Raw genomic sequence first — 22,392 nt, 5'->3', positions numbered from 1 at the left:
CTTCGACAAGCTCAGCACGAACGGTGGCTGTAACTGTCCTAAGTTGAAAACGCTGTATGTAAAGCCGCAGTGCAATTTGCATGTATTTTTGGTACGATAAGTCTCAGGTTTACCAATTATTCTTAACGCTTCTCGTTTTGAACTTCACAAAAGTCGGCCAGCACAGTTAGTACAGCTAAAATTGCTGTTGTACATCAGCATAAGTTATTTATACACTTAAATGATTTCCGCGAAAGAATATCCCAAATAAAACGTCATTTATTTACGAAAGGCGTAAAAACACCAAAAATGGCTTTATATTTTGTGTTTGTCGTGGCCAATCTTTTTGGTCGATTCATAATTAGAAATCACTTTAATAGCCCTGTTTGGGTGTAATAGGTATTGCCTGCAAACTGACTTTTCAACTAATCTTGTTATAAAGGAATACTTATGTTATCTACTATGCCACGTACATTTTTTTATTGCAGCGCACTTTTATTTTGCGGACTTAGCAACCCTGTTTTTGCGGGTCAAACGTCGCGGGTTAGTGTGTCTTCTGTTGGCATACAACACAACACTGAAAGCAGCCTACCTGTTATCAGTGCAGATGGTCAAAAAGTGGTGTTTTTGTCTGGCATTCGCTTAGATAATACTACGGCTATTTTTGATATCTGGGCGCATGATCGAACAACAACCAAAACAGAATCGGTAGCAAGCGGCTTGGTAGCGCAAGCGGTTTCCGATGTGAGTCTGAGTCCAAATGGGCGTTATGTTGGGTTTTCTGTTATTGATAATTCGGCTAAAGACGCAACCAAACAGACTGTGTTTTTTATTTATGATCGCCGTCTACGTAAAACGCAGCAGGTTATTAATAATGCCCGTGGTGGCATTTATATGAGTGCGGATGCTCGGTATATTTCGTTTGATGGTGATGGTATTTTTATTCATGACCGCCTGAGCCACAAAACAGAGCAAGTTAAATTGGCAATACCAGGTATTAATCTTGCGCTCAGTGCCGATGCGCGGTATGTGGTATTTATTGCAGATGCACCCGATCCAGTAAAAGAAGACACTAATAGAACATGGGATATCTTTGTTCATGACCGGCAGACATTGAAAACGGAACGGGTGAGTGTATCATCAACAGGCGCACAAGCTAATTCAGGTGCAGGGTTTAGAGCCAGTATCAGTGCCGAAGGTCGTTATGTCGCATTTGTGTCGAGTGCATCTAATTTAGTTGCCGGCGATAGCAATGCTAAACCTGATATTTTTGTACACGATCGGTTACTGCATAAAACCGAACGCGTTAATGTTGCTTCTAATGGTGCGCAAAGTAACAGTAATAGCGTTAATGCATTGATGTTTCCTTTTCAATTAAGTGCCGATGGTCGCTATGTCACATTTATATCTGATGCGTCTAATTTGGTTGCAGGCGATAGCAATAAAATGAATGATGTGTTCATTCATGATCGGCTTACCCATAAAACAGAGCGTATAAGTACCGCAACTAATGGCACGCAGGCTAATAACGACAGTGAAAATATGAGTGTTAGTGCGGATGGTCGCCATGTTGCGTTTGCATCCAAGGCGACTAACTTAGTGACTAACGATACCAATAATCAAGCTGATATATTTGTGCGTGATCGCTTGATCGATACCTCTCGTAATGCTAATTTAAGCATTGCGGTGACGCAAAAAGTCGATACCCTAAAGCCTAAGGCTAATGGCGATTACTTGTATACTCTCACTAATAACGGTAAAAATACCGTGGATGATGTGGTTTTACTGCATTTAGTTTCAGACATTAAAGCGATTAATTTTAAACCCAGCCAAGGCAGTTGCAGTCTTTCGTCCGTGGCAACAGTGTGTCATTTAGGCGGGCTTGCCGCTAAAAAGCAAGTGACTGTGCGCGTTGCTGTGACCGCAGATAGCCAAGATTTTAGCCAGCAAATCACAGTGAGCGGTGCGCCTGTGGATACGATACCGGCTAATAATTATGTTTCGGTATCAACAATCGTGAAGTAAATACAGTAATGTAATTGCGGTTAATATAAAAAGAGACCTGTTAATTTTAAAAGCCTGACAGGTCTTTACGGCCAAAAAATCATATTAATACATGAGCGGCAGTATTTGGCTGAGTATTTTTCCATTAGTAACTAAAATATGCTCAGGAAAAACACCGGGATTGCCCGCAAAATCGGTGACGCTAGCGCCCGCTTCTTGTGCGATCAACGCACCTGCGGCAATGTCGTACAAATTTAAGGCTTGCTCCCAAAAAGCATCAACTTGCCCATCAGCAACAAAGCATAAGTCCAGTGCCGCAGAACCAAAGCGTCGATGGCCTGTGGTTTTTTGTGCAATTCTGCAAAAGCGTTGTAGATTATTATCTTTTAAGTCTGCGCGTAAGCAAGCAAATCCGGTTGCAATCATGGCATTGGCGAGATCCGTTTCTGAAGACACGGTGATGCTCTGGCCGTTTTTCCATGCGCCCTTGCCTTTTTCGGCGTAGTAATAGTCATCTAAGGCGGGTGCGTAGACTGCGCCAAAAATCAGTTGCTGATTAATTTCTAAGGCAACGCTGATACCCCAGAAATATTGGCCTTTGGTAAAAGAATGCGTGCCGTCAATAGGGTCAACAACCCAGCGTGATAGCTGATCTGCGCTTTGCCCGCTTTCTTCACCCCAAAAGCCAAATTGTGGGTAATGTGTGCTGAGTTTGTCTTTTAAAAATTGTTCGACAGCAATATCGGCTTCGGTAACAAAATCGCGCGGACTTTTTTGAGTGATCTGTAAATTTTTTAGGTTTTTAAACTGTGCTAAAGCAATATCGCCAGCTTCGCGAATAATTTCTTCAAGAATAATACGGGATACAGGCATAGTGATTAAGGTTTTTTGAAGGTAAAAAGACAGGGCTTAGTAAAGAGGGCTGATGCCATTTGATAGCCTTGAGACGGTGTATTACAGAAGCAAAGAGCCATAAAAACGAAACCCAGTAAAAACTGGGTTTCGAATAAGCTGTGTCTAACGCGTAATTACGTTAGTGTTGACTGGGGCGTTATTAATTACCGCTCCACACCAATTCAACACGACGGTTTTGCATTCTGCCTTCTTCTGTATTATTGTCAGCAATCGGTTGGTCTTCACCATAACCGCGTGCGGTTAATCGGTTAGTAACACCTTTTTGGCTTAAGTAATCGGCAACAGATTGTGAGCGACGTTGTGACAAACGGGTGTTATGTCTGTTTGAGCCTTCGCTGCTGGTATGGCCGGCCACTTCAATATCATTCTTTTGTGGGAAGTTAATCAAGCTTTCTGCAACGCCGTCTAAAATAACCATTGCTTCAGAAGTTAATTCTGCCGAGTCATATTTGAAATTTACGCCTTTGATTTCCAGTTTGATAGGACAGCCTTGTGCATCAACCTGGCTACCAGAGATAGTGCCTGGGCATGTATCTAAACAATCATTTACGCCGTCTGAATCAGTGTCTAATGTAGAGCAATCAGTTGGCGGCGCTACAGGGATTTCTGCAACCGGTGCGCCAGGTTTTGGGCCGAATGGAACTACAAAGCCAACGTTCACTGTCATGTCGTGGAATTCGTCGGTACCTTGGTTTAATAAATGTGCGTTAAGATTGTTGTTGTAACGGTAACGTACATCGCTGCGAATCAGGAAGTTATCATTTAATTCGTAAGTAAAACCTAAGCCTGCTTCACCGATAATACCAACACCACTATTACCACCCACGTAGCTATTCATAGCACCTGCCGCTAATACGGCATAAGGTGAAAATTTACTGCGGAAGAAGTAGTATTGTAAATCAGCTGTGCCGCCAGCAAGATCCCATTGTCCAGTACGGCCAGCACGATCATCATCAAAACCGTTATAAAAACCTCTTAATTCAATGTTCATGTGTTCATTGAGTATTTTACCAATACCCATGCCTGCGCCATAACCTGGATTATGTGCGTCTCTGTCACCACCTGGTTTTACATAAGAGCCAAAAGGCGCTATATACCAACGGTTATCGGCGAATCCTTCGTCGGCATGTGCCACTGGCAACAGACCGCCAAGGCTTGCTAAAGAAGCAAGTACAAGTATATGTTTTTTGATCATAAGATTTTCCTAAGGTAGTGTAAAAAAACGACAACTCAAAAAAGCAATTCGGGCTAGTGAATCCCATTGCCAATCGGTTTTGTTATTACATTAAAAACACGTTAAAACGCAGGGTGTTTTCAGTTATTGTTATTGCCAGACCTGTTTGGCAATGGTTGTTGTTGCAATTCTAAAAATACGTTGAATTACCTTAAAATATTTCTAGCTGCTTGCGCATGGCGATTTTTTTGCAGCATGACAAAGTCGATCGTTAATCAGGTCATGGCTGAAGCTAAGGATAGGGGATATAGTGCATGGTGTCAAGACCCAATGCGCGGCATTAATCTTGAAAAGATACATGCAGTTATCGGTTGTTCCGTGTAAATATTTCCCCCTTCCACAGCTCCCCAACAAATGGGACAATGCTGCACGTCGCCCATCAGATATAAACCAGGGAACGGAATCCGTCAGTTCATCTGGCGGTTTGCAATGGTTTTGGGCGTACATTGTCAGATATTCATAAAGCCATCGCTGTCGGTTGATCCTCCATTGTTGTAGGGTGGTAAAGAGGGAGAAGAGCTGTGTGCGGCTAACTCGGCACTCCAAATTGCATCGGAACCAAAGTAATTATTGCGTCCCAGGATAGCACCACGGATAGTGCGTTTAGCCAAGTTATTGTTCATGGCTACTGCTGGGTTGGTAACAAAGATGGTTAACCCATCCCAATGTGTTTGCAGATTTCACTGTGGTTGCCATAAGCCGGTGGGTTAGGTCTGTCGCTGTGCAAAAGGCGGCTTCGGTTTAGCTTCACTGGCCGATAGGTATTCACCTGTAAGTAACAAAAGATTGCCATTGCTTGTCTTGCGTCCGCTTGAACAGTTACGTCGTCAATTTTATCCAGGGATAGTGGGAATATTTATTTTCAGCTAAGCCTTTTTTGCAGCTGTAGTAAATCTAAAGGTTTTGGTAGTGAATCATCCATTCCGCTTAATCGTCTCAATAATCCCATCCAGCTCTTCCAAGCTAGAATAAGCAATCACCAGCTTACCTTTACCATTATCTTTATGATCGATAATCACTTTAGCGCCAAGATGCGCGGTTAAATCTTGCTGCAGGCGCAAGGTATCGTTGTCAATAGTTTTGCGTTTAACAGGCATCGTTGCTATCTGACTTTCTTTCACCAGGCGTTCCGTATCACGCACGGTTAAGCCGTCTTTAACGATTTTATTGGCAATCGTTACTTGCTTAACATCATCCAAAGACAATAATGCTCTGGCATGCCCCATTTCCAACTGACCATTGACCAGCAATATTTTAACATCGGGGTGTAAATCTATCAGTCGCAACAAATTGGTGACTGTGGTGCGTGACTTACCGACCGCATCAGCAATTTGCTGGTGGGTCATAGTAAACTCATCCAGTAAACGTCTTAAAGCAGATGCTTCTTCCAGAGGATTAAGATCTTCGCGCTGAATGTTCTCAATCAGCGCAATCGCCATCGCCGAACGGTCATCAATCTCCCTGATAACCACCGGAATGTCCTGCAAACCGGCCAATTGTGCCGCACGCCAACGCCGCTCTCCGGCGATGATTTCGTATTTATCCGCGCCAATACTGCGCACCACAATCGGTTGAATAACGCCTTGCGCTTTTATGGAATCGGTTAATTCCTGGAGTTTTTCTGGATTCATATCTTTGCGCGGCTGATATTTACCACGTTGCAAATATTCTATCGGTAACGTCTGTAAGGGGTTTTTATCCGGTTTCGCCGAAATATCGCCCATTAAGGCATCCAATCCTCGACCCAAGCCACGTTTTATTGCCGTCATTTGTCTGTGTATACGTAGTGATTAGGGCCGTAACCCGTTGTAGATAATCCGAGCCAGCCGGACATGAAGGGTATAGATTTTATAACAGCTGTAAAAGCTGCGGGTGATTTTTATAATACTGTTGGTATTATAAGCTACGGCGCTGAAGGATGGCTTCTAAATCGCCCAACAAAGCCTTTAAAGCCTCGGCTTCGCCCAGCAATACACGGCTTAACGGTTGTTTATGCTCTGATAATTTCTGCGTATGTGGCAAATCGGCCACCACAAACGGGTTATGTTGATTGTTATGCGATGACTCTAAGTCATGGCTGTGTAACGCTTTCTCTGCCATCACTGGCATTTCCACCAACAGGGCTTCCAAACCACGCCCTAATCCTCGTTTTGCTAATACCATACTATTTTTTAGATTTCTCGTTGTTAATTAATTCATTGGCCAAGGCAACATAAGCGATAGAGCCACGCGACGACTTGTCATAGTTTAACACCGGTAAACCGTGGCTGGGCGCTTCGGCGACGCGTATGTTTCTTGGTACACAAGCCCTGAACACCTTGTCGCCAAAGTAGCGGAGCAATTGCTCAGATACATCTTTGGTCAGGCGATTTCTGTCGTCGTACATGGTGCGGACAATACCCTCTAAATATAGTTCGGGATTGACGGTTTCCTGAATATTTTTCAAGGTGCCCATTAAAGACGAAATGCCTTCCAGCGCGTAATATTCGCACTGCATGGGGATAAGCAGGCTGTTGGCCGCCACCATTGCGTTTAAGGTCAACATGTTCAGTGACGGTGGACAGTCAATTAAAATATAATCATAATCGGCTTTGATGGGCAACAAGGCATCGGCGAGACGTGATTCCTTGCGCTCAGCGTGCATTAAATTAACTTCCGCAGCGGTTAAATCAGCATTACCGGCAATCACCGAAAAGCCCAGTGTTGGCAAAACAATCACAGTTTCCGATGCCGGTACGCTGTCTTGTTCCATTAATAAATCGTAGCTGGAATGGCGAATTTCCTGCTTATCGACACCACAGCCCATCGCCGCATTGCCTTGCGGATCAAGATCGACCAATAACACACGGCGTTTAGCTGCGGCCAATGCGGCAGCCAGATTGACACAGGTGGTGGTTTTACCCACGCCACCTTTTTGATTACTGACGGCAATTATTTTAGCCACTTATGCGTTCCTCGTTTTTTGTTGATTGTATGCGCACCAGATACCGCTCCGCCTCAACACCTGGAACATGAATCGGAATCAGCGTTGTGGTTTGTGTTATGTATGCCAATTCCTCAGCCAACTGCTGGCCTTTCATCGCCAACACAACGCCGTTTTCAGCCAGTAAATGCCTGGTTAAATCGATGATAACCGGCAAACTGGCAAAAGCGCGGGTGGTAACTGTATCAAAACCCAGTTCTGGCTGATAATCTTCCACACGGCTGTGATGCACACGGGTGTTGTTTAATTTCAGTTCCAGTATAGCCTGTTGTACAAAGCGCGTTTTTTTAGCGTTGCTGTCCAGTAGCACAAATTGCAGGTCGGGCAAGCAGATCGCCAGCGGAATGCCGGGCAAGCCCGCGCCCGTGCCAATATCAATCACCCGCTGGCCGTGGATGTGCGGCAATATTGCTAGGCTATCTAACAAATGCAGCGACACCATGTCTTCCAGCTTGCGAATGGCCGTCAGGTTATAGGCCTTATTCCATTTGGCCAGCAGTTTGATGAAAGCTAACAGTTGCTCAACTTGCGCGTCTGTCAGTGTGAGCGACAAGGCTTCAAGTCCTGCCGTTAAAATGTCCCTGCACCGTTCCATCACGCGCTTTTCTTCTTTAAATACACCAGTAATAACGATACCGCCGCCGGTGTCATGCCTGGAATGCGTGAGGCTTGACCCAAGGTTTCAGGGCGTTGTGCGCTCAGTTTTTGGCTGATTTCATTGGATAAGCCTGAAACGCCTTGGTAATCCAGGGTTTCTGGCAAGCGCAAATGATCGTAACGCAGCACCTTATCAATATCCGATTGCTGCCTGACAATATAACCCGCGTACTTGGCCTGAATTTCCACCTGCTCGCCGACTTGCTCATCAATCAGCTCACCGCCGTCCAGAAATTCCAATAGCTGCGCCATATCAATTTCGGGGCGGCGCAATAAATCCATTAAGTTGGCTTCTTTTAGCAGCGGCGTGCCCCACAGTTCAGCCACCCGTTCGGCTTGTGGGCTTTCCGTCCTGACCCATTTTTTCTTTAAGGTTTCCTGTAACTCGGTAACGGCATCACGCTTGGTTTCAAACGCTTGCCAACGTTCATCATCCACCAAACCGAGCTCACGGCCTTTGGGAGTTAGGCGCAAATCGGCGTTGTCTTCACGCAAGATCAACCTGTATTCGGCGCGGCTGGTGAACATGCGGTACGGCTCCTGGGTACCGCAGGTAATCAGGTCGTCTATCATCACGCCGATATAGGCCTCATCGCGGCGCGGACACCAGCTTTCCAGACCTTGCGTTAAACGGGCGGCATTTAAACCGGCGATTAAACCTTGCGCGGCGGCTTCTTCGTAGCCGGTTGTGCCGCTGATTTGGCCAGCAAAAAACAGCCCATCCATGTGTTTGGTTTCCAGCGACATTTTTAAATCACGCGGGTCGAAAAAATCGTACTCAATCGCATAACCTGGGCGAATGATTTCGGCATTTTCAAAGCCTTCCATCGAGCGCACAAATTCGTATTGCACATCAAACGGCAAGCTGGTGGAAATGCCGTTCGGGTAGATTTCGTGGGTATCCAAACCTTCGGGTTCAACAAAAATCTGGTGGGTGTTACGGTCGGCAAAGCGCACCACCTTGTCTTCAATCGACGGGCAATAACGCGGGCCTATGCCTTCTATCACACCGGAATACAGCGGTGACCGATCCAATCCTGCACGGATAATATCGTGCGTGCGTTCGTTGGTGCGGGTAATATGGCAAGGCACTTGCCGTGGGTGCTGGCCACGGTTGCCCATGAACGAAAACACCGGCCTGGGTGTATCGCCGTGCTGTTCAGCCAGTTTGCTGAAGTTGATGGTCTTGCCATTGATGCGCGGCGGTGTGCCGGTTTTTAAACGGTCGATACGGAACGGCAGTTCGCGCAACCGCTCTGCTAAAGCAACAGAGGCTGGATCACCGGCACGGCCACCGCTGTAGTTTTGCAGGCCGATGTGGATTTTACCGGCCAAAAAAGTGCCGGTGGTGAGTACCACGGCACGCGCCCTAAAATCCAGCCCCATCTGGGTTTTTACGCCCACCACTTTGCCGTCTTCAACGATCAAATCAGCAACGGTTTGTTGGAACAGCGACAGCTTGGGTTGGTTTTCCAGTGTGTGCAGGACGGCCTGTTTGTACAGCTTGCGATCCGCCTGGGCGCGGGTGGCGCGTACCGCAGGGCCTTTGCTGGCATTGAGGGTACGGAACTGGATACCGCCCAAATCAATCGCTTTGGCCATAATGCCGCCTAGCGCGTCTATCTCTTTAACCAGATGACCTTTGCCGATACCACCGATGGCCGGATTGCAGCTCATTTGACCTAGCGTCTCTATATTTTGGCTCAGCAACAAGGTGTTGGCACCGCTGCGCGCCGCTGCCAAGGCGGCTTCGGTACCGGCATGGCCACCACCGACCACAATCACATCAAAATCTTTTTTGAATTTCACGGACGTTATATACTCTAAGGGTTGTTACAATCACTTTTCAGCATATTATAAAGGGTAAGTCATGAAAAAACGTAGAAATATGAACAAAATGGAAGAGCTAGCGCGGCAAAATCCGGTGGCGAAATACGCGCACCTGTTTGTGAAGGCGCATGTGTTCGCCGACAAAAGCAAATACAGCCGCAAAGGCAGACAAGGAAAGCAGGAGGATTTCCCAGTGGTTTATGCGTGAGCCACTGGGAAATTGGCTTGTTTTTATGGGTTAAGCACTTAACGCACAATCGTTTCAGGTTAAATTTTACACTGTGTCCCGTTTTAATCGGGTAGTCAAAACAGTTAATTCACGTTATATTTTGTCTCAGTTTCAGTTGGTAGCCATAAGTTATGACTGGTTTTTAAGAAAGATTTCTGCTTTTGTTGCAGGCAGTGGTCTACTCAGTAGATAGCCCTGTATTTCATGACAGCGTTTATCTTTTAAAAAATTCAGCTGCGCGGCTGTTTCAACACCTTCCGCAGTAACGTTCATTTTCATACTTTCTGCCATTGCAATAATGGCCACTACAATAGCGGCGTTTTCTGCGCCTTCTTCTATATCTCTGACAAAGCTCTGGTCGATTTTTAAGCGATTAATAGGGAAATTTTTAAGGCGACTTAAGCTGGAATACCCTGTGCCAAAATCATCTATTGCCAGCTTAATACCCAGTGCGTTCAGTGATTGTAAAATAATTAAAATAGCGCCTTCATCAAAAATTAAGGTGCTTTCGGTTAATTCCAGCTCTAATAGTTGTGGATTGAGCTGGGTTTCTGCCAATATGCTGGCGACCAGCGTGGAGAAACCTTTGTTTAAAAACTGTATGCTCGATACATTAACGGCCATGTGCGTAAGTGATATACCTTGCTTTAACCAGCTAACTGCCTGAATACAGGCCTGACGCAACACCCATTCGCCGATACTGATGATGATACCGGTTTCTTCGGCCAAAGGAATAAATTCAGCAGGTGAAATACAGCCTAATTCTTCACTGTTCCAGCGTAATAGAGCTTCGACACCCGAAAATTTTCCGGTTTTGATATTCAGTATGGGCTGATAATGCAGTGCAAGTTCGTTGCGTTCAATGGCTCTGTGCAAATTATTTTCTAAGCTAAGACGGCGTAACGCCAACTCGGTCATATTAGTGGAAAAATACTGATACCGATTACCGCCGCCGCGTTTAGCATGATACATCGCCAAGTCCGCATTTTTTAGCAAGGCTTCTTCTTCAGTTCCGTCATCAGGAAAAATAGCAATGCCAATACTGGTAGCCATGTACAATTCTTGATCTTCAAAAATAAACGGCCGCATCAGATTGAGACGGATACGTTCAGCAACAGTGGCCGCATCTTCATTACGCTCTATAGTCGATAACAATACGGTGAATTCATCGCCACCCAAGCGTGCCAGAGAAATTTCGTCTTTGCCAGGACGCATTAATAAATCGCTGGCACGTAAGCTTTTTTGCAGGCGTTTGCCGGTTTCTTGTAGTACCAAATCGCCAACATGATGACCTAAGGTATCGTTGATACGTTTGAAACCATCCAGATCTAAAAACAAAACCGCCAGTTTGCGCTCCTGTCTTTTTGCCAGGGCGATCATAATGTGCAAATGTTCACGAAAAAATTGACGATTGGGTAAATTAGTCAAATTATCAAAGTAAGCCATATGGTGTAGGCGTTGCTCACTTTCTAATAAACGTCGGGTAGTGTGGCTGGCTCTTAACATATAGCGTACCCGATGGCCGAGTAGCGCAATATTGACAGGTTTAGTAATAAAGTCAGTGGCACCGGCTTCAAAAGCCCGATTAATTGAATCCAGGTCTTCTAGGCCGGTCATCATTAATACCGGTATGTGCTGGCCATCGGGTAGCTGCCGCAGTGCGGCGCAGGTGTCAAACCCATCCATGCCGTTGGGCATCACCACATCCAGTAAAATAGCGCTGGCGCCGTGTTGTGCAAGCATCCTTAAGCCTTCTTCACCACTACCCGCCTCAATAGACTGAAGTCCGACCGCTTGCAGCGCCCTGACGACCAAAAGTCGAATCATGGCATCATCATCAATAATCAGTAGATGCGTTTGGTCTTGCATGGCTATCCTTAATTAGGCAATGTAAGCGGTTAATGCTGTACGGGTGTTAATAAATTCTTGTTTTATGCGTGTTAATGGTTGGCCGGAGATATCGTAGCGTTGATTTCTGGATTCATTTTCTACATCGCGGCACAGTTCAGCTAAACCAAACGCACCGATTTGACCGCTGCTGGATTTAAGTGTGTGCGAGGCGGCGCGAATAGCGTCTAAGTTGCCGTCTGTCCATGCCTGTTCCAAAGATTGCAGCAGTGTGCTGGCATTGTCTATATACATTGAAAGTATGCGTTTGAGTAAATCATTGCTACCGCTGGTATCTAAGGCGCTGATGCTTTCGAGCGTGGCAATATCCAGCAGCGCTTCGGTTGATGGTTCAGCGTCGATTTGTACGGGTATTGGTGCGCTGTTGGTGTGCGTTATTAAGCTAGCAGGTAACCAGGATTTAATTACGCGCAGTAACGATTGTGCTTTGAATGGCTTTGCTAAGTAATCATCCATACCGGCGATTAGGCATTTTTCACGGTCACCTTCAATAGCGTTAGCAGTTAAAGCAATAATAGGAAAATGCGCAAGTTGACCTGCCAGTTGTCTGCGCCGAATTTCTGCGGTGGCGCTATAGCCATCCATTTCTGGCATCATGCAATCCATTAGTACCAGGTCATAATTTTTTTGTTCAACGGCAAGCAGGGCTTCCGTGCCGTTATGAGCAATGTCTACTGTACAACCAAAGCCACGCAGCATGTATTGCGCTACTTCTTGATTAACAGGATTGTCTTCGGCCAGTAAGATACGTGCAGAAATAGCTGTGGACGTGCTGTGTATTTCAGGGTTTGTGTCGGTAACTGGCAGTTGACTGCTAGCTACTAAGGCATTTCTTAAGCAGTGGTAAAGATCGCTCTTACGTATTGGTTTGATAAGATAGGCGGCGAAACCAATATTCTTGGCTTCAGCTGCCTCGCCTTTAAACAAAGTCGAAGTCATCATCACTAGCGGTATTTGTGCCAGTAATGGGTCGGTTTTAATGAGTCGGCCTAATTCCAGTCCATTCATACCGGACATTTTCATGTCGATAATGATCAGATCGTAAGGCTTTTGATGGTCGAACGGTTTTCTGAGTAAATCCAGTGCCGATAAAGCGCTAGGCACGGCATCGACAGCCATACCCCAAGAATGCCCGTGGCTTTGTACAATATCTAGATTGGTGGCATTGTCCTCGACAATCAATAGTTTTAAACCTGATAATTCAGATACGGGCAGCGAATGTTGCAGGGTCAAATTAGTTGCTGACAGCAAGGGCAGGCTAAATGAAAATGTGGTGCCATAACCGACACGGGTATTTACCGTAAGTTTGCCAGCCATCAGTTCAACTAATTGTTTGGAAATCGCCAGCCCTAAGCCCGTGCCGCCGTATTTACGCGTGGTTGAACCGTCGGCTTGCGAGAAGGCTTGAAATAGGCGCGGCAAAGTGTCTTTGCTGATGCCAATGCCGGTATCACGTACTGCAAAGTCAATCGAAAAAGCACCGGTATGATCGTTTGCGGGCTGTGGTGCTTTCGCATTGAGGCTGACATCGACCACGATCTCGCCATAGCCGGTAAATTTGACGGCATTGCCCAGTAAATTACCCAGCACTTGCCGGATACGTGCCGCATCGCCCTTAACGCATTCGGGCACATCAAGGGCAATGCGGTAACTCAGTTCCAAATCTTTGGTATGGGCTTGTTCGGCAAATAAATCGACCACGTCTTCAATGGTTTTATGCAAGTTAAAATCGATGTTTTCCAGTTCGAAACGACCGGCTTCAATTTTGGAAAAGTCGAGAATATCGTTAATAATCGCCAGTAAAGACTCACCGGAACGGTGTACGGTGGCGGCAAAGCGGTGTTGCGTTTCAGTTAACGACGTGCCAAGTAATAACTCGGCCATGCCCAGTACGCCGTTCATGGGAGTACGAATCTCATGACTCATATTGGCCAAAAATTGTGATTTGGCGGCGTTAGCGGTTTCGGCAGCTTCTTTTGCATGACGCAATTCAATAGTACGTAATTCAACTTGTTGTTCAAGATTGGCATGGTGTCGCGCAAGCTCTTGGTCGCGGTGGTGAATTTGTTCGAGCATCGCGTTGAAGGCATCGACCAATGTGCCGACCTCATCGTTATTTTGTTTAGTGACTTGCAGTGTGTACTGGCCAGACTGCGAAACTTGACGCACGGCTTCAGATAATTCGGTAATTGGGTGAGTGACGAAAAGTGTGATGCGGCGAGCGACAAATAAAGCCGCTAAAAAAGTTGTCAGCAAAGCCAGTGCAGAGCTGGCAATGTGAAAACATAAATCAACCCAGATAGCGCCAAGTGCGTAAGTTAGGTTAAGTGTGCCTAGCTGCTCGTCGTCTATTGCGACGACTTGGCTAACGCGTATTTCGCGCCAGCGTAAAAACTCAGGCAGCTCTACCCGTGCTTTACGAGTAAAGATGGCTATTTGTTGGCCATCTTTACTGCTGACAGTTGCACCACTGATGTCGGGGATTTCTTGTAAGGAATTGAGTATTTGCTGGGCGTTTTTATCGTCCATAAACGATAACGCCGCGTGTAAATTACGTGCGGTAAAACGCGCAATGACCTCTAGTTTTTCTTGTTCAATTTGTAGAGTGTTTTTAACTTCAATGATGGTTTGCAGTGTAAAATCTGCCACCAGCGATACGGTCATGCTGACCAGTAATATTATTTGTAGTTTACGGGCGATAGGGCGATCTTGAAAAATGGCTTTTAGCATGATTATTTTCCCCTTATTGCGCGTGCTATTTGCAGTAATTGCGCACTTAATTTAAGGTCAGCAGATTTGACTTGCGTTAGGTTAATTTCAAATTGCAAGCGAGTGCCATCGTCTATTAAGGCGATCATGCCGCCGATGTCTAAAAAATTGTCCATATTGCTGACCGTGAGTGTTGGCGTATTCTTGGCATTTTTAAGCCATTCCCGAATGCGGATTGGCTTTTCTTCACGCGGTAAAAATAGCAGTTGACATTCTTTTAAGCTTTCGCCTAGTTCGATACGGTTGATGCGCACGATTTTATTTTGTGCGATGCGGCCATCGATGGCATTTAATTCTGCTTCAAATGCGGTATTGTCGGTAACACAGAGGTTTAATATGTTATTTTGTGTATTTTGTGTATTTTGTGTATTTTGCGTGGGCCATTCTGAAAATTTTAAAAAATTATAGAGAAAAGCCACCGTTAACGTTTGTTCGCTGCTGCTTGGGTTGGCGAGCGTTGTTTTAGGTATTGTTATTCCCAATGACAATGTCAGTCCTAGCACACCTACCCAAAATGGCATGGTTAAAATCCATATTCTAGGCGAAAGCGTACGGTACGGCCGTCCATTTCTAAGGTGTTTTGTTTATGCTCGTTGCTGCCCAATACTTCAAAATGTTGATCGAGTACGTTGTAAATGCCAAGCGTAGGCTGAAAGCCGTGTAAGGGTTTGGACAAAGATAAATGTATATTTAATAGATGGTAGGAAGGTGCAATGCCGTTGGGTATTTTTATCGTGCGGCGTTGATCAACGAAAATTTCTTCAAAGCTTAAACGCACAGTGTCATTAAAAAACGGTTCGGTGTAATGTAGCTTAACTAGATTTTTGGGTGAGTTTTGCGCCCAATTACTGGGCTGGTCATCTTGTTCATCACGGGTGTAATTGTGTGTCCAACTTAGTTTAAATTGACGACCGTTATCCCAACGTTTTTCTGCGCCTAGTTCAAAACCATAAGTTTGGTAGTGCCCCGTGTTGTTATACATGCCGTAAGTTGAGTCTTTTTTTCCAATATCAGCTTCAGTAATATTTTTCTCCAACACATTTTGCAAGTTGTTGTAAAAAACTGTGCCCAATAATTTCAGGCCGTTACCTGGTCGCCATTCTGCAATGGCTTCATAGCTTTTGATAAGCTCTTCCGTGTTGTTAGGGTTGCTTTTGTAGCTCGCTTCTTCAACTGGGATGTTGTAATAACGCTCAAAAGCATTGGGGGCACGAAAAGCTGAGCCGTACAGTAATTTGGCGGTAATTGTGGGGCTAGCATCCCAAATCAATCCTATACGTGGATTCAGTTGCAAATTTTTGAGCATGTAATGTTGATCTAGGCGCAGACCCACATTCAATAATAAACTGTCGGTGATATGGTATTCGTCTTGTAGATAAACACCTGTTCGCCAGCCATTGCTGTGTGCAGATAGTAGTAATTCTTCGTACGGGACTGGATTTTGCAAAATAGTATAGTTAAGTTGCTGTTGCTGAGCATTATTCTGTACTTCTAGGCCGAGAATCCATTTGTGGTGGGCAAACTGCGTGCCGGTTAATTTGATTTCACCCCCCCACCAACGCGCATTGGCTGTATCGTAATTAATTGTGTTTATCCCTTGTTGTTCGCTTGGTTGGTATTGATAGTATTTTGACCAGTGATGAAAGCCGCGCAGCTCTAGGTTTAGATCGTTTTTAATTTGAGCAATGTAATCTAGGTCAATATATGCCTGCTGATCTACGGTGAAATAAGTATTATCATCAAAAGTAGTTTCATAAGCGCCCGTAGGGACACGTTTATAGCGATCTACGTAGCCACCCCGTAGCGTAAAATCACCGTAACTTAGCTTACCGAATAGCTTGCTGCTTCTTTCGTGATCCATATCATGGGCTATGCCATCAACACCACCATTTTTATGGTCGAAATCAGAGAAATACAGCTGCTCTTGGCCATGACTGTAATAACGTGAGCCGTTAATTATTAAGTCTGTACCATTACGCCACTGTTTACCGTAGGTGGCACGACCTCGGTATGTATCAAAACTACCCACTTCGCCACTTACTTTCAGCCCGTTGAAGTCTTTTCCCTGTTTGGTGATGACATTAATAACGCCTAATAAAGCATTGCCACCGTAAACCGATGAACCAGAACCTGGGAGGTATTCGATGCGTTCTATTAAATTCATATCAACCATGAATTCTTCGCCAATAAAACCTTGATCAAAGATGGCATCATTGATGCGACGGCCATCTATCATAAACAAAACCCGCGAATTATAGTCACCCGTATGGGAGAAGCCTCGATTGCCTAAATAAGAATAATTGCGGTCGTTGCGGACATATAGGCCACGCATGGCGGTCAGTGCATCTGCCAGCGTGCGCCAGCCGTAATTTTGGATGTCTTTGGCTGTTACCACATCAACCGCTGAGGGGGCTTCGGATGATTTCTGTTTAAAGCGCGAAGCGGAGACTACTTCGACATTGACCAGTTGATCTAGCGGTAAATCGTAAAGTGTGTCGGCCACTTCTGCTGAATATGCTTTTCCTCCATTCAGTAAGCTACTAAAGAATAAAATTTGCAAGCAAGCATAGCGGACTAATATGTTTCCTGAATAGTTTGTGCTGCGCATAGTTCAATAACATTGAATTTAGTTCTTAATCAAATACAAATATAGACGATATTAAAAGTTACGTATTGGTCTGGCACTCAGTCACATTTATTTTGTCGGGTGTTGCAAAAACCTACGAGGTTTTAAAACCTTGTAGGTTTTACGCTGGTCAAAAATATACCCGACATATCAATATTGACTAAAGTACTAGGCTAAAACCTTGCATAGGCATGTGTTGTAGCCGCTAATATCTCGTTTAAAACCTAGACAAAATAAAAGCGTAGCCTATACTTTTTTTCGTAAAAACAAAGTAGTTAGATTGAAAATAACGAATTTTAATTAAAGCGGGTTGTTTATTTAAGCTGCTTTTTTGATAAAAATTCGTTTGCTCAGATATGCTTCTCACGGTTCAACATGTTTACCGAAAACGCTCCAATCCCACATTGTCTGGGTGTCTTCTTATTTAATGTACAGGCGTACTTTTGTTGTCGATGACGTTACAAAGTCGTTACAAGCGTTTTGCAAGCATTGGTTTAGGCCATTTGTTGTACGCAGCTTTTAATTGGGTGTTAGATCATGTTATTTATGTTTATGCCGTCTTCACTTGGGGCGTAGTGCTGGGCGGCGGTGTTATGGCGTTATTTTCTTTAATTCAGTGCGCCTTAACGTTGCGGTTTTATGAAAAAATGCAAATAGACTGGGTAGGGGCGGGCGTTTTGAATGCTTTTTTAGCAAAGCAACCTAACAGCTTGCTGGGTCGGTTATTTTGTCGGATCAGCAAAAAACGAAAAGCAGTATTTATTTTTTTATGTGTATTTTCTGATCCCTTTATTACCACAGCTTACTTTCGTAAGGGGCGTTTTAATGGTCTTACTGCACAGGACTGGCGTATCTTTTTGTACAGCGTACTGATCAGTAATGGGTATTGGATTTGCGTTTGTGCGCTGCTTGGAAACGGTATCGCCAGCTTGTGGCAGTGGTTGAGTATGCGTATAGATTTAATTATGTATTTTTATCCTTCGTAAGATCATGGACGGTTCGGAATTGTTAAATTAGGAATATTAATGCCCCTATCCGATTATTTAGAACAACAGCATGACCATGATGCTCTGCGTCAGTATATCTATACACCTATTGAAGAAGCCATACAATTGCTGGATGCTAGACAAAAACAAAAGCATTCAGAATTATTTGATTTTGATGTGCCTGAGGTTTTATATCGGCCTCGTACTGCCATTATGTTGCGTCAAGTTGCTACGCCTAATTTTGAAATGCGTCGTGTTGTGGCGCTGTGTGACAAGCATCAGTTAAGCTTGCTTATTTTGACGTTTCAGGAGGACAAGTTCAGTGCAGACAATGATTGCAAGCATGCGTTAGGGCGAATGGGCTTTTTTGGGGGTATCGGTCGTCACGGTGGCCAAAAAATACGTTACAGTACCATTATTAATTTTAATGAATGCAACGGACGGCCATTAAGCGAATGCCAAACGCTCAGGGGGCAATCACTGGTGAAATTTCATCATAATTTATTACTTCAAGAGTTTCCTCAGTTAAGTGCCGATAATATAGCTGATAATTCAGACTGGATTATACGGCACAGCTCTAAAACAGCAGGTTTGTACTTGGCAAACTTAAAGCTTTTATTAAAACATGCCATTCTTTTTGAGACATTTGTGTTGTCAGGCAGTGAGATGGATTTTACTTTAACAAAATTTTTGCCTGCTTTTCAAAAAATTGTAGATACATTTGGTATTAAACCCCTCATTGTGTGTTCAGATACACCCGATAGGGAAGGTGATGAATACTGGCAGCTTTACCCTGATCATTTGCATGAGTTTGCGCCTTATGACAGACGTAAAACTCCGCGTTATGAAGCGCCCTTTGATAGCTTTATAAGCGCAATGGCGGGCTGTTCTAATAAAACAAAACCGGTCAATAAAATTAATCGGTTGTAATAATTTTTTTTCAGATTTATAGTTTAGCTTTGTTTGAGGCTTACTTGTGTTGTGCTGGAGGCCTTGATTTTTATGGTAGGCACTGAACATGTGTGTCTTAGCGGTGTTATTAACTTAAGGAGTGCGTTTAAAATGAATGCGAATACAGCAGTAACTCGGTCGGATACAGAGGTTCTGGCCACCAATAAAATGTTAAAAAACACTTATTTGTTGCTGGCACTGACTTTGCTGTTCAGTGCCATGACAGCAGGTCTTGCCATGACGATGAATATGCCGCATCCTGGCATGATTATTACTATGGTTATGTATTTTGGTTTGTTGTTTTTAACCACAAAACTCAGAAATAGCGCTTGGGGATTGGTGTCTATTTTTGCCTTAACCGGCTTTATGGGCTTAACCTTAGGGCCTATTATCAACATGTATGTGCAAGCGTTTAGTAATGGCCATCAATTAGTGATGACTGCGTTAGGCGGTACCGGCGTTATTTTTGTTGGGCTTTCGGCTTATGCACTCACTACCCGTAAAGATTTTAGCTTTATGGGCGGTTTTTTGATGGTGGGTATATTGGTGGCATTTTTAGCCGGTATTGGTGCAATGGTGTTCTCAGTGCCCGGTTTATCGTTGGCTGTTTCAGCCATGTTTATCTTGCTGATGTCGGGCATGATTTTGTTTCAAACCAGTGAAATTATTCACGGCGGCGAAACCAATTACATATTAGCGACGGTGTCTTTGTATGTTTCTATTTACAACTTGTTCCTTAGCTTGTTACAAATACTGGGCATTTTTGGTGGCGACGATTAAATCGTCGGTTGTGCGCGTTACCAGCCTGATCTCATTGATTAGGCTGGCCGGTGTGGTGTTTTTATTGGCGGCTTGCCAGGCAAGTGTAGAAACAGCGCCTGATAAAGTGGCCGCAGCGTTTTGGCAGGCGGTTATTGCTGGCAATCTACCCGCAGCTCAAAACCAAGCAACCAAAGACAGCCAAGCATCATTAATGGCAGATCAGGGTAGAAAATACGCCGCTGTGCAAGTGGGAGCGATGACGCTGGATGGCGACAGTGCGACAGTGGTTACCTTATTAACCCAAAACGATAAAAAAGTTTCATTTAATACCGCGTTACTCAAACAAGATGATGGCTGGAAAGTTGATTATCAGCAAACCCGCATGAATATTTCTATGCTACCTTTTCAGAGTATTGTTAACGAGTTACAAAATATCGGTGAAAGTTTTGGTGAACAGTTACAGCAACAAATGCCGTTAATTGAAAAAGGTTTGGAAAGTTTTGGCGACCAATTAAAGCGCCAGTTAGAAGATTTAAATCAGTCTTTGGAGAAGTCTCACGCCGCGAAAAAAACCAATTGATTACGATACAATCAAAGCTTTATCATTTAATGCGTAAAACCCCGTCGTTCAGAACGGGGATATAAGCGGGTAGCCGTCCTTCAGCTTTGTGTTAATATCGTCATGAGTTAGTAAAGGCTTGCAAATCCTGTGCTATAAAGTAGGTATGTATTTGATTTTTACCGGAGCTGTGTGTGGCTATTACCGATAAGCAAAAAAAATTACTGGTTTTAGTCGCGGATGGTGAGTTTCATTCCGGTGAAGAATTGGCCGAGGCGTTGGGTTTAAGTCGCTCAGCAATCTGGAAACAACTCAGTGGCTTAGCTGAGCTAGGTCTACACTATACTGGCGTGAGCGGTAGAGGCTATCGTTTAGAACGACGTTTGGAATTATTAAACCATGCCAAAATTAGCGCTGCTTTAAATGACTTTAGCCGCGCCAGTCATGTGTTGTTTGAAATTCACGATCAACTCGATTCTACTAACAGTTATTTAGTGCAAAAATCTCTGCACGGTGCGGCTTCAGGTAGCGCTTGTTTTGCTGAGCATCAGACAGCCGGTAAGGGCAGGCGAGGCCGTGATTGGGTGTCGCCTTTTGGCGGTAATATTTATTTGTCGATACTTTGGCGATTCCCGCACAATGGTCTTGGTGAAATTGCTGGCTTAAGTTTGGCAATAGGTGTCGCAGTAATCAGGGCATTAAAGCATTTGCAAATTCCAGATATTGGCCTTAAGTGGCCAAATGATGTGTGCTATCAAGGCAAAAAACTCGGTGGTATCTTGATTGAAGTTTCTGGCGAAGCCGCAGGGCCGTGTGCGGCGGTTATTGGCGTTGGGCTTAATGTGTTTTTATCTGGTTCTGAAGCAGAAAAAATTAACCAACCGTGGACTGATTTAAGCAAAATACTGGGGCAGCGCAAAATTAGTCGTAATACCTTGGCCGCCTGCTTGTTAAATGAGCTTATTCCTGTGCTTATTGATTTTGAGCAATCAGGCATTAAAACGTATTTGGAGGAATGGCGACAATACGATGTTTTAAAAGGCAATGCCGCGCGTTTGTTTGTTGGTAACCAAGTTATTGACGGCATTGTGCAGGGCATTGATGATAATGGTTTATTATTATTAGAGCATCTGGGTGGTCGTATTCAGAGCTACGCATCCGGTGAAGTCAGTTTTAATAATGCGGCGGTATGAGTTTATTAATTGACAGTGGTAATACACGCTTAAAATGGGCTTGGTCGGATAACGGCAGTATTGTATTAACCGATGCCGTACTTAACAGTCAGTTGAGTTTTACTGTTCTGGTTGAGCTATGGCACGTATTACCCATACCACAGATTGTTGCTGTTTCCTGTGTTAATGCGCCACAAACGCTTGCGCTTATTGTTTCTGTGGTGAAATTTTTATGGCCTACTTGTTGTGTTGTTGTTGCACAAACCCAAATCGTGCAATGTGGTGTGCGTAATGGTTATACTCAGCCAGAAAAATTAGGTGTAGATCGTTGGCTGGCGTTAATTGCGGTACGAAATATTTATCAGCAAGCGGCTTGTATAGTGGATTGTGGTACAGCTATTACCGTCGATTTAATAGACGCTGATGGACAGCACCTGGGTGGTATGATCAGTCCTGGTTTGACACTGATGAAGCAAGCGCTATCAACAGGTACGCAGCAATTGCCTTACAGTGAGCAAAATTATATAGCAGGATGGTCGAATAATACTTTGGCGGGTATCGACAGCGGTACTTTGTTTGCAGCGTGTGGTTTGATTGAGCGGGTTATTGCCCTGCAATCTTTTCCTGTACAACTGATTTTAACTGGCGGTGATGCCGCGCGCATTGCTGAACAGTTAGCGTGTGCGTGTATTGTGGATGACAATTTGGTGTTACGTGGATTAAGTTACAGCGTTTTCACAGTTCAATAGTTACAGCGTAACCGTTCGCACTGAGCTTGTCGAAGTGTGCCGTTCGTGCTTCGACAAGCTCAGCACGAACGGTGGCTGT

Annotated in this window: 20 protein-coding genes; 8 read left to right on the top strand and 12 right to left on the bottom strand. The window is 44.5% G+C overall.

Annotation, left to right across the window (positions count from 1 at the left end; translation table 11 throughout):
- Window positions 1–429 precede the first annotated feature (429 nt).
- A complete protein-coding gene (locus tag CRENPOLYSF2_RS15330; protein ID WP_087144826.1) occupies window positions 430–2,004 on the top strand; it encodes a DUF11 domain-containing protein in 1,575 nt (524 codons plus the stop codon).
- A gap of 84 nt (window positions 2,005–2,088) precedes the next feature.
- Here CRENPOLYSF2_RS15330 and CRENPOLYSF2_RS15325 read toward each other — a convergent pair whose 3' ends face one another.
- The 8 genes from CRENPOLYSF2_RS15325 to mnmG all read right to left on the bottom strand — a co-directional run bounded on the left by CRENPOLYSF2_RS15325 (window position 2,089) and on the right by mnmG (window position 9,581).
- The gene (locus tag CRENPOLYSF2_RS15325) at window positions 2,089–2,856 is read right to left on the bottom strand and encodes an inositol monophosphatase family protein (RefSeq protein ID WP_087144825.1); all 768 of its coding nucleotides are present in this window, start codon (window positions 2,854–2,856) and stop codon (window positions 2,089–2,091) included.
- A 181-nt stretch (window positions 2,857–3,037) separates the two neighbouring features.
- A complete protein-coding gene (locus CRENPOLYSF2_RS15320; RefSeq protein WP_087144824.1) occupies window positions 3,038–4,093 on the bottom strand; it encodes an OmpA family protein in 1,056 nt (351 codons plus the stop codon).
- Between the two features lie 488 nt (window positions 4,094–4,581).
- The gene (locus CRENPOLYSF2_RS15315; RefSeq protein ID WP_087144823.1) at window positions 4,582–4,809 is read right to left on the bottom strand and encodes an IS66 family transposase; all 228 of its coding nucleotides are present in this window, start codon (window positions 4,807–4,809) and stop codon (window positions 4,582–4,584) included.
- Window positions 4,810–5,046: 237 nt separating this feature from the next.
- Complete coding sequence (locus tag CRENPOLYSF2_RS15310; RefSeq protein ID WP_087144822.1) at window positions 5,047–5,901, bottom strand: ParB/RepB/Spo0J family partition protein; 855 nt, start codon at window positions 5,899–5,901, stop codon at window positions 5,047–5,049.
- Between the two features lie 127 nt (window positions 5,902–6,028).
- On the bottom strand, window positions 6,029–6,295 hold the full coding sequence (locus CRENPOLYSF2_RS15305; protein ID WP_087144821.1) for a hypothetical protein: 267 nt from the start codon (window positions 6,293–6,295) through the stop codon (window positions 6,029–6,031).
- 1 nt (window position 6,296) lies between these two features.
- A complete protein-coding gene (locus tag CRENPOLYSF2_RS15300) occupies window positions 6,297–7,076 on the bottom strand; it encodes a ParA family protein (RefSeq protein WP_087144820.1) in 780 nt (259 codons plus the stop codon).
- A complete protein-coding gene (rsmG, locus tag CRENPOLYSF2_RS15295; RefSeq protein WP_087144819.1) occupies window positions 7,069–7,710 on the bottom strand; it encodes a 16S rRNA (guanine(527)-N(7))-methyltransferase RsmG in 642 nt (213 codons plus the stop codon). Before rsmG ends, CRENPOLYSF2_RS15300 begins: the two co-directional genes overlap by 8 nt.
- A complete protein-coding gene (mnmG, locus tag CRENPOLYSF2_RS15290) occupies window positions 7,710–9,581 on the bottom strand; it encodes a tRNA uridine-5-carboxymethylaminomethyl(34) synthesis enzyme MnmG (protein WP_087144818.1) in 1,872 nt (623 codons plus the stop codon). The genes rsmG and mnmG overlap by 1 nt, the downstream gene beginning before the upstream one ends.
- A gap of 61 nt (window positions 9,582–9,642) precedes the next feature.
- Here mnmG and CRENPOLYSF2_RS18885 point away from each other — a divergent pair, with 61 nt between their 5' ends.
- On the top strand, window positions 9,643–9,810 hold the full coding sequence (locus CRENPOLYSF2_RS18885; protein WP_176371135.1) for a DUF7230 family protein: 168 nt from the start codon (window positions 9,643–9,645) through the stop codon (window positions 9,808–9,810).
- A 150-nt stretch (window positions 9,811–9,960) separates the two neighbouring features.
- Here CRENPOLYSF2_RS18885 and CRENPOLYSF2_RS15285 read toward each other — a convergent pair whose 3' ends face one another.
- From CRENPOLYSF2_RS15285 to CRENPOLYSF2_RS15270, 4 genes are read right to left on the bottom strand one after another with little or no spacing between them, the layout of a single operon-like run.
- A complete protein-coding gene (locus CRENPOLYSF2_RS15285; RefSeq protein WP_087144817.1) occupies window positions 9,961–11,700 on the bottom strand; it encodes a putative bifunctional diguanylate cyclase/phosphodiesterase in 1,740 nt (579 codons plus the stop codon).
- A gap of 12 nt (window positions 11,701–11,712) precedes the next feature.
- Window positions 11,713–14,469, bottom strand: a complete 2,757-nt coding sequence (locus tag CRENPOLYSF2_RS15280; RefSeq protein WP_087144816.1) for a response regulator — start codon at window positions 14,467–14,469, stop codon at window positions 11,713–11,715.
- Between the two features lie 2 nt (window positions 14,470–14,471).
- Window positions 14,472–15,029, bottom strand: a complete 558-nt coding sequence (locus CRENPOLYSF2_RS15275) for a YfiR family protein (protein ID WP_087144815.1) — start codon at window positions 15,027–15,029, stop codon at window positions 14,472–14,474.
- Window positions 15,030–15,031: 2 nt separating this feature from the next.
- Window positions 15,032–17,116, bottom strand: coding sequence for a TonB-dependent receptor plug domain-containing protein (locus CRENPOLYSF2_RS15270; protein ID WP_087144814.1), 2,085 nt, complete (start codon window positions 17,114–17,116; stop codon window positions 15,032–15,034).
- 470 nt (window positions 17,117–17,586) lie between these two features.
- Between CRENPOLYSF2_RS15270 and CRENPOLYSF2_RS15265 the strand changes: the two genes are divergently transcribed.
- The 6 genes from CRENPOLYSF2_RS15265 to CRENPOLYSF2_RS15240 all read left to right on the top strand — a co-directional run bounded on the left by CRENPOLYSF2_RS15265 (window position 17,587) and on the right by CRENPOLYSF2_RS15240 (window position 22,313).
- Window positions 17,587–18,120, top strand: a complete 534-nt coding sequence (locus tag CRENPOLYSF2_RS15265; protein WP_087144813.1) for a hypothetical protein — start codon at window positions 17,587–17,589, stop codon at window positions 18,118–18,120.
- 39 nt (window positions 18,121–18,159) lie between these two features.
- Window positions 18,160–19,050, top strand: coding sequence for a hypothetical protein (locus CRENPOLYSF2_RS15260; RefSeq protein WP_087144812.1), 891 nt, complete (start codon window positions 18,160–18,162; stop codon window positions 19,048–19,050).
- A gap of 132 nt (window positions 19,051–19,182) precedes the next feature.
- Window positions 19,183–19,851 carry a Bax inhibitor-1/YccA family protein gene (locus tag CRENPOLYSF2_RS15255; protein ID WP_087144829.1) on the top strand — a complete coding sequence of 223 codons (669 nt, stop codon included), beginning with the start codon at window positions 19,183–19,185 and terminating at the stop codon, window positions 19,849–19,851.
- Window positions 19,838–20,413, top strand: coding sequence for a hypothetical protein (locus CRENPOLYSF2_RS15250; protein WP_087144811.1), 576 nt, complete (start codon window positions 19,838–19,840; stop codon window positions 20,411–20,413). Before CRENPOLYSF2_RS15255 ends, CRENPOLYSF2_RS15250 begins: the two co-directional genes overlap by 14 nt.
- A gap of 173 nt (window positions 20,414–20,586) precedes the next feature.
- Window positions 20,587–21,585, top strand: a complete 999-nt coding sequence (gene birA, locus CRENPOLYSF2_RS15245; RefSeq protein WP_087144810.1) for a bifunctional biotin--[acetyl-CoA-carboxylase] ligase/biotin operon repressor BirA — start codon at window positions 20,587–20,589, stop codon at window positions 21,583–21,585.
- On the top strand, window positions 21,582–22,313 hold the full coding sequence (locus CRENPOLYSF2_RS15240) for a type III pantothenate kinase (RefSeq protein WP_087144809.1): 732 nt from the start codon (window positions 21,582–21,584) through the stop codon (window positions 22,311–22,313). The genes birA and CRENPOLYSF2_RS15240 overlap by 4 nt, the downstream gene beginning before the upstream one ends.
- Window positions 22,314–22,392 lie beyond the last annotated feature (79 nt).

It is taken from the genome of Crenothrix polyspora, assembly GCF_900163755.1.
GTDB classification, from domain to species: Bacteria; Pseudomonadota; Gammaproteobacteria; order Methylococcales; family Methylomonadaceae; genus Crenothrix; species Crenothrix polyspora.
This window is presented reverse-complemented; position numbering and strand designations above follow the sequence as displayed.

Bases quoted from the DNA above. Each gene is read 5' to 3' on its own strand.
- CRENPOLYSF2_RS15310 (WP_087144822.1), bottom strand. From the start codon at position 5,901: ATGACGGCAATAAAACGTGGCTTGGGTCGAGGATTGGATGCCTTAATG.
- CRENPOLYSF2_RS15280 (WP_087144816.1), bottom strand. From the start codon at position 14,469: ATGCTAAAAGCCATTTTTCAAGATCGCCCTATCGCCCGTAAACTACAA.
- CRENPOLYSF2_RS15285 (WP_087144817.1), bottom strand. From the start codon at position 11,700: ATGCAAGACCAAACGCATCTACTGATTATTGATGATGATGCCATGATT.
- CRENPOLYSF2_RS15325 (WP_087144825.1), bottom strand. From the start codon at position 2,856: ATGCCTGTATCCCGTATTATTCTTGAAGAAATTATTCGCGAAGCTGGC.
- CRENPOLYSF2_RS15305 (WP_087144821.1), bottom strand. From the start codon at position 6,295: ATGGTATTAGCAAAACGAGGATTAGGGCGTGGTTTGGAAGCCCTGTTG.
- CRENPOLYSF2_RS15255 (WP_087144829.1), top strand. From the start codon at position 19,183: ATGAATGCGAATACAGCAGTAACTCGGTCGGATACAGAGGTTCTGGCC.
- CRENPOLYSF2_RS15330 (WP_087144826.1), top strand. From the start codon at position 430: ATGTTATCTACTATGCCACGTACATTTTTTTATTGCAGCGCACTTTTA.
- rsmG (WP_087144819.1), bottom strand. From the start codon at position 7,710: ATGGAACGGTGCAGGGACATTTTAACGGCAGGACTTGAAGCCTTGTCG.
- CRENPOLYSF2_RS15275 (WP_087144815.1), bottom strand. From the start codon at position 15,029: ATGCCATTTTGGGTAGGTGTGCTAGGACTGACATTGTCATTGGGAATA.
- CRENPOLYSF2_RS15270 (WP_087144814.1), bottom strand. From the start codon at position 17,116: ATGCGCAGCACAAACTATTCAGGAAACATATTAGTCCGCTATGCTTGC.
- CRENPOLYSF2_RS15265 (WP_087144813.1), top strand. From the start codon at position 17,587: ATGACGTTACAAAGTCGTTACAAGCGTTTTGCAAGCATTGGTTTAGGC.
- CRENPOLYSF2_RS15320 (WP_087144824.1), bottom strand. From the start codon at position 4,093: ATGATCAAAAAACATATACTTGTACTTGCTTCTTTAGCAAGCCTTGGC.
- CRENPOLYSF2_RS15240 (WP_087144809.1), top strand. From the start codon at position 21,582: ATGAGTTTATTAATTGACAGTGGTAATACACGCTTAAAATGGGCTTGG.
- CRENPOLYSF2_RS15260 (WP_087144812.1), top strand. From the start codon at position 18,160: ATGCCCCTATCCGATTATTTAGAACAACAGCATGACCATGATGCTCTG.
- CRENPOLYSF2_RS18885 (WP_176371135.1), top strand. From the start codon at position 9,643: ATGAAAAAACGTAGAAATATGAACAAAATGGAAGAGCTAGCGCGGCAA.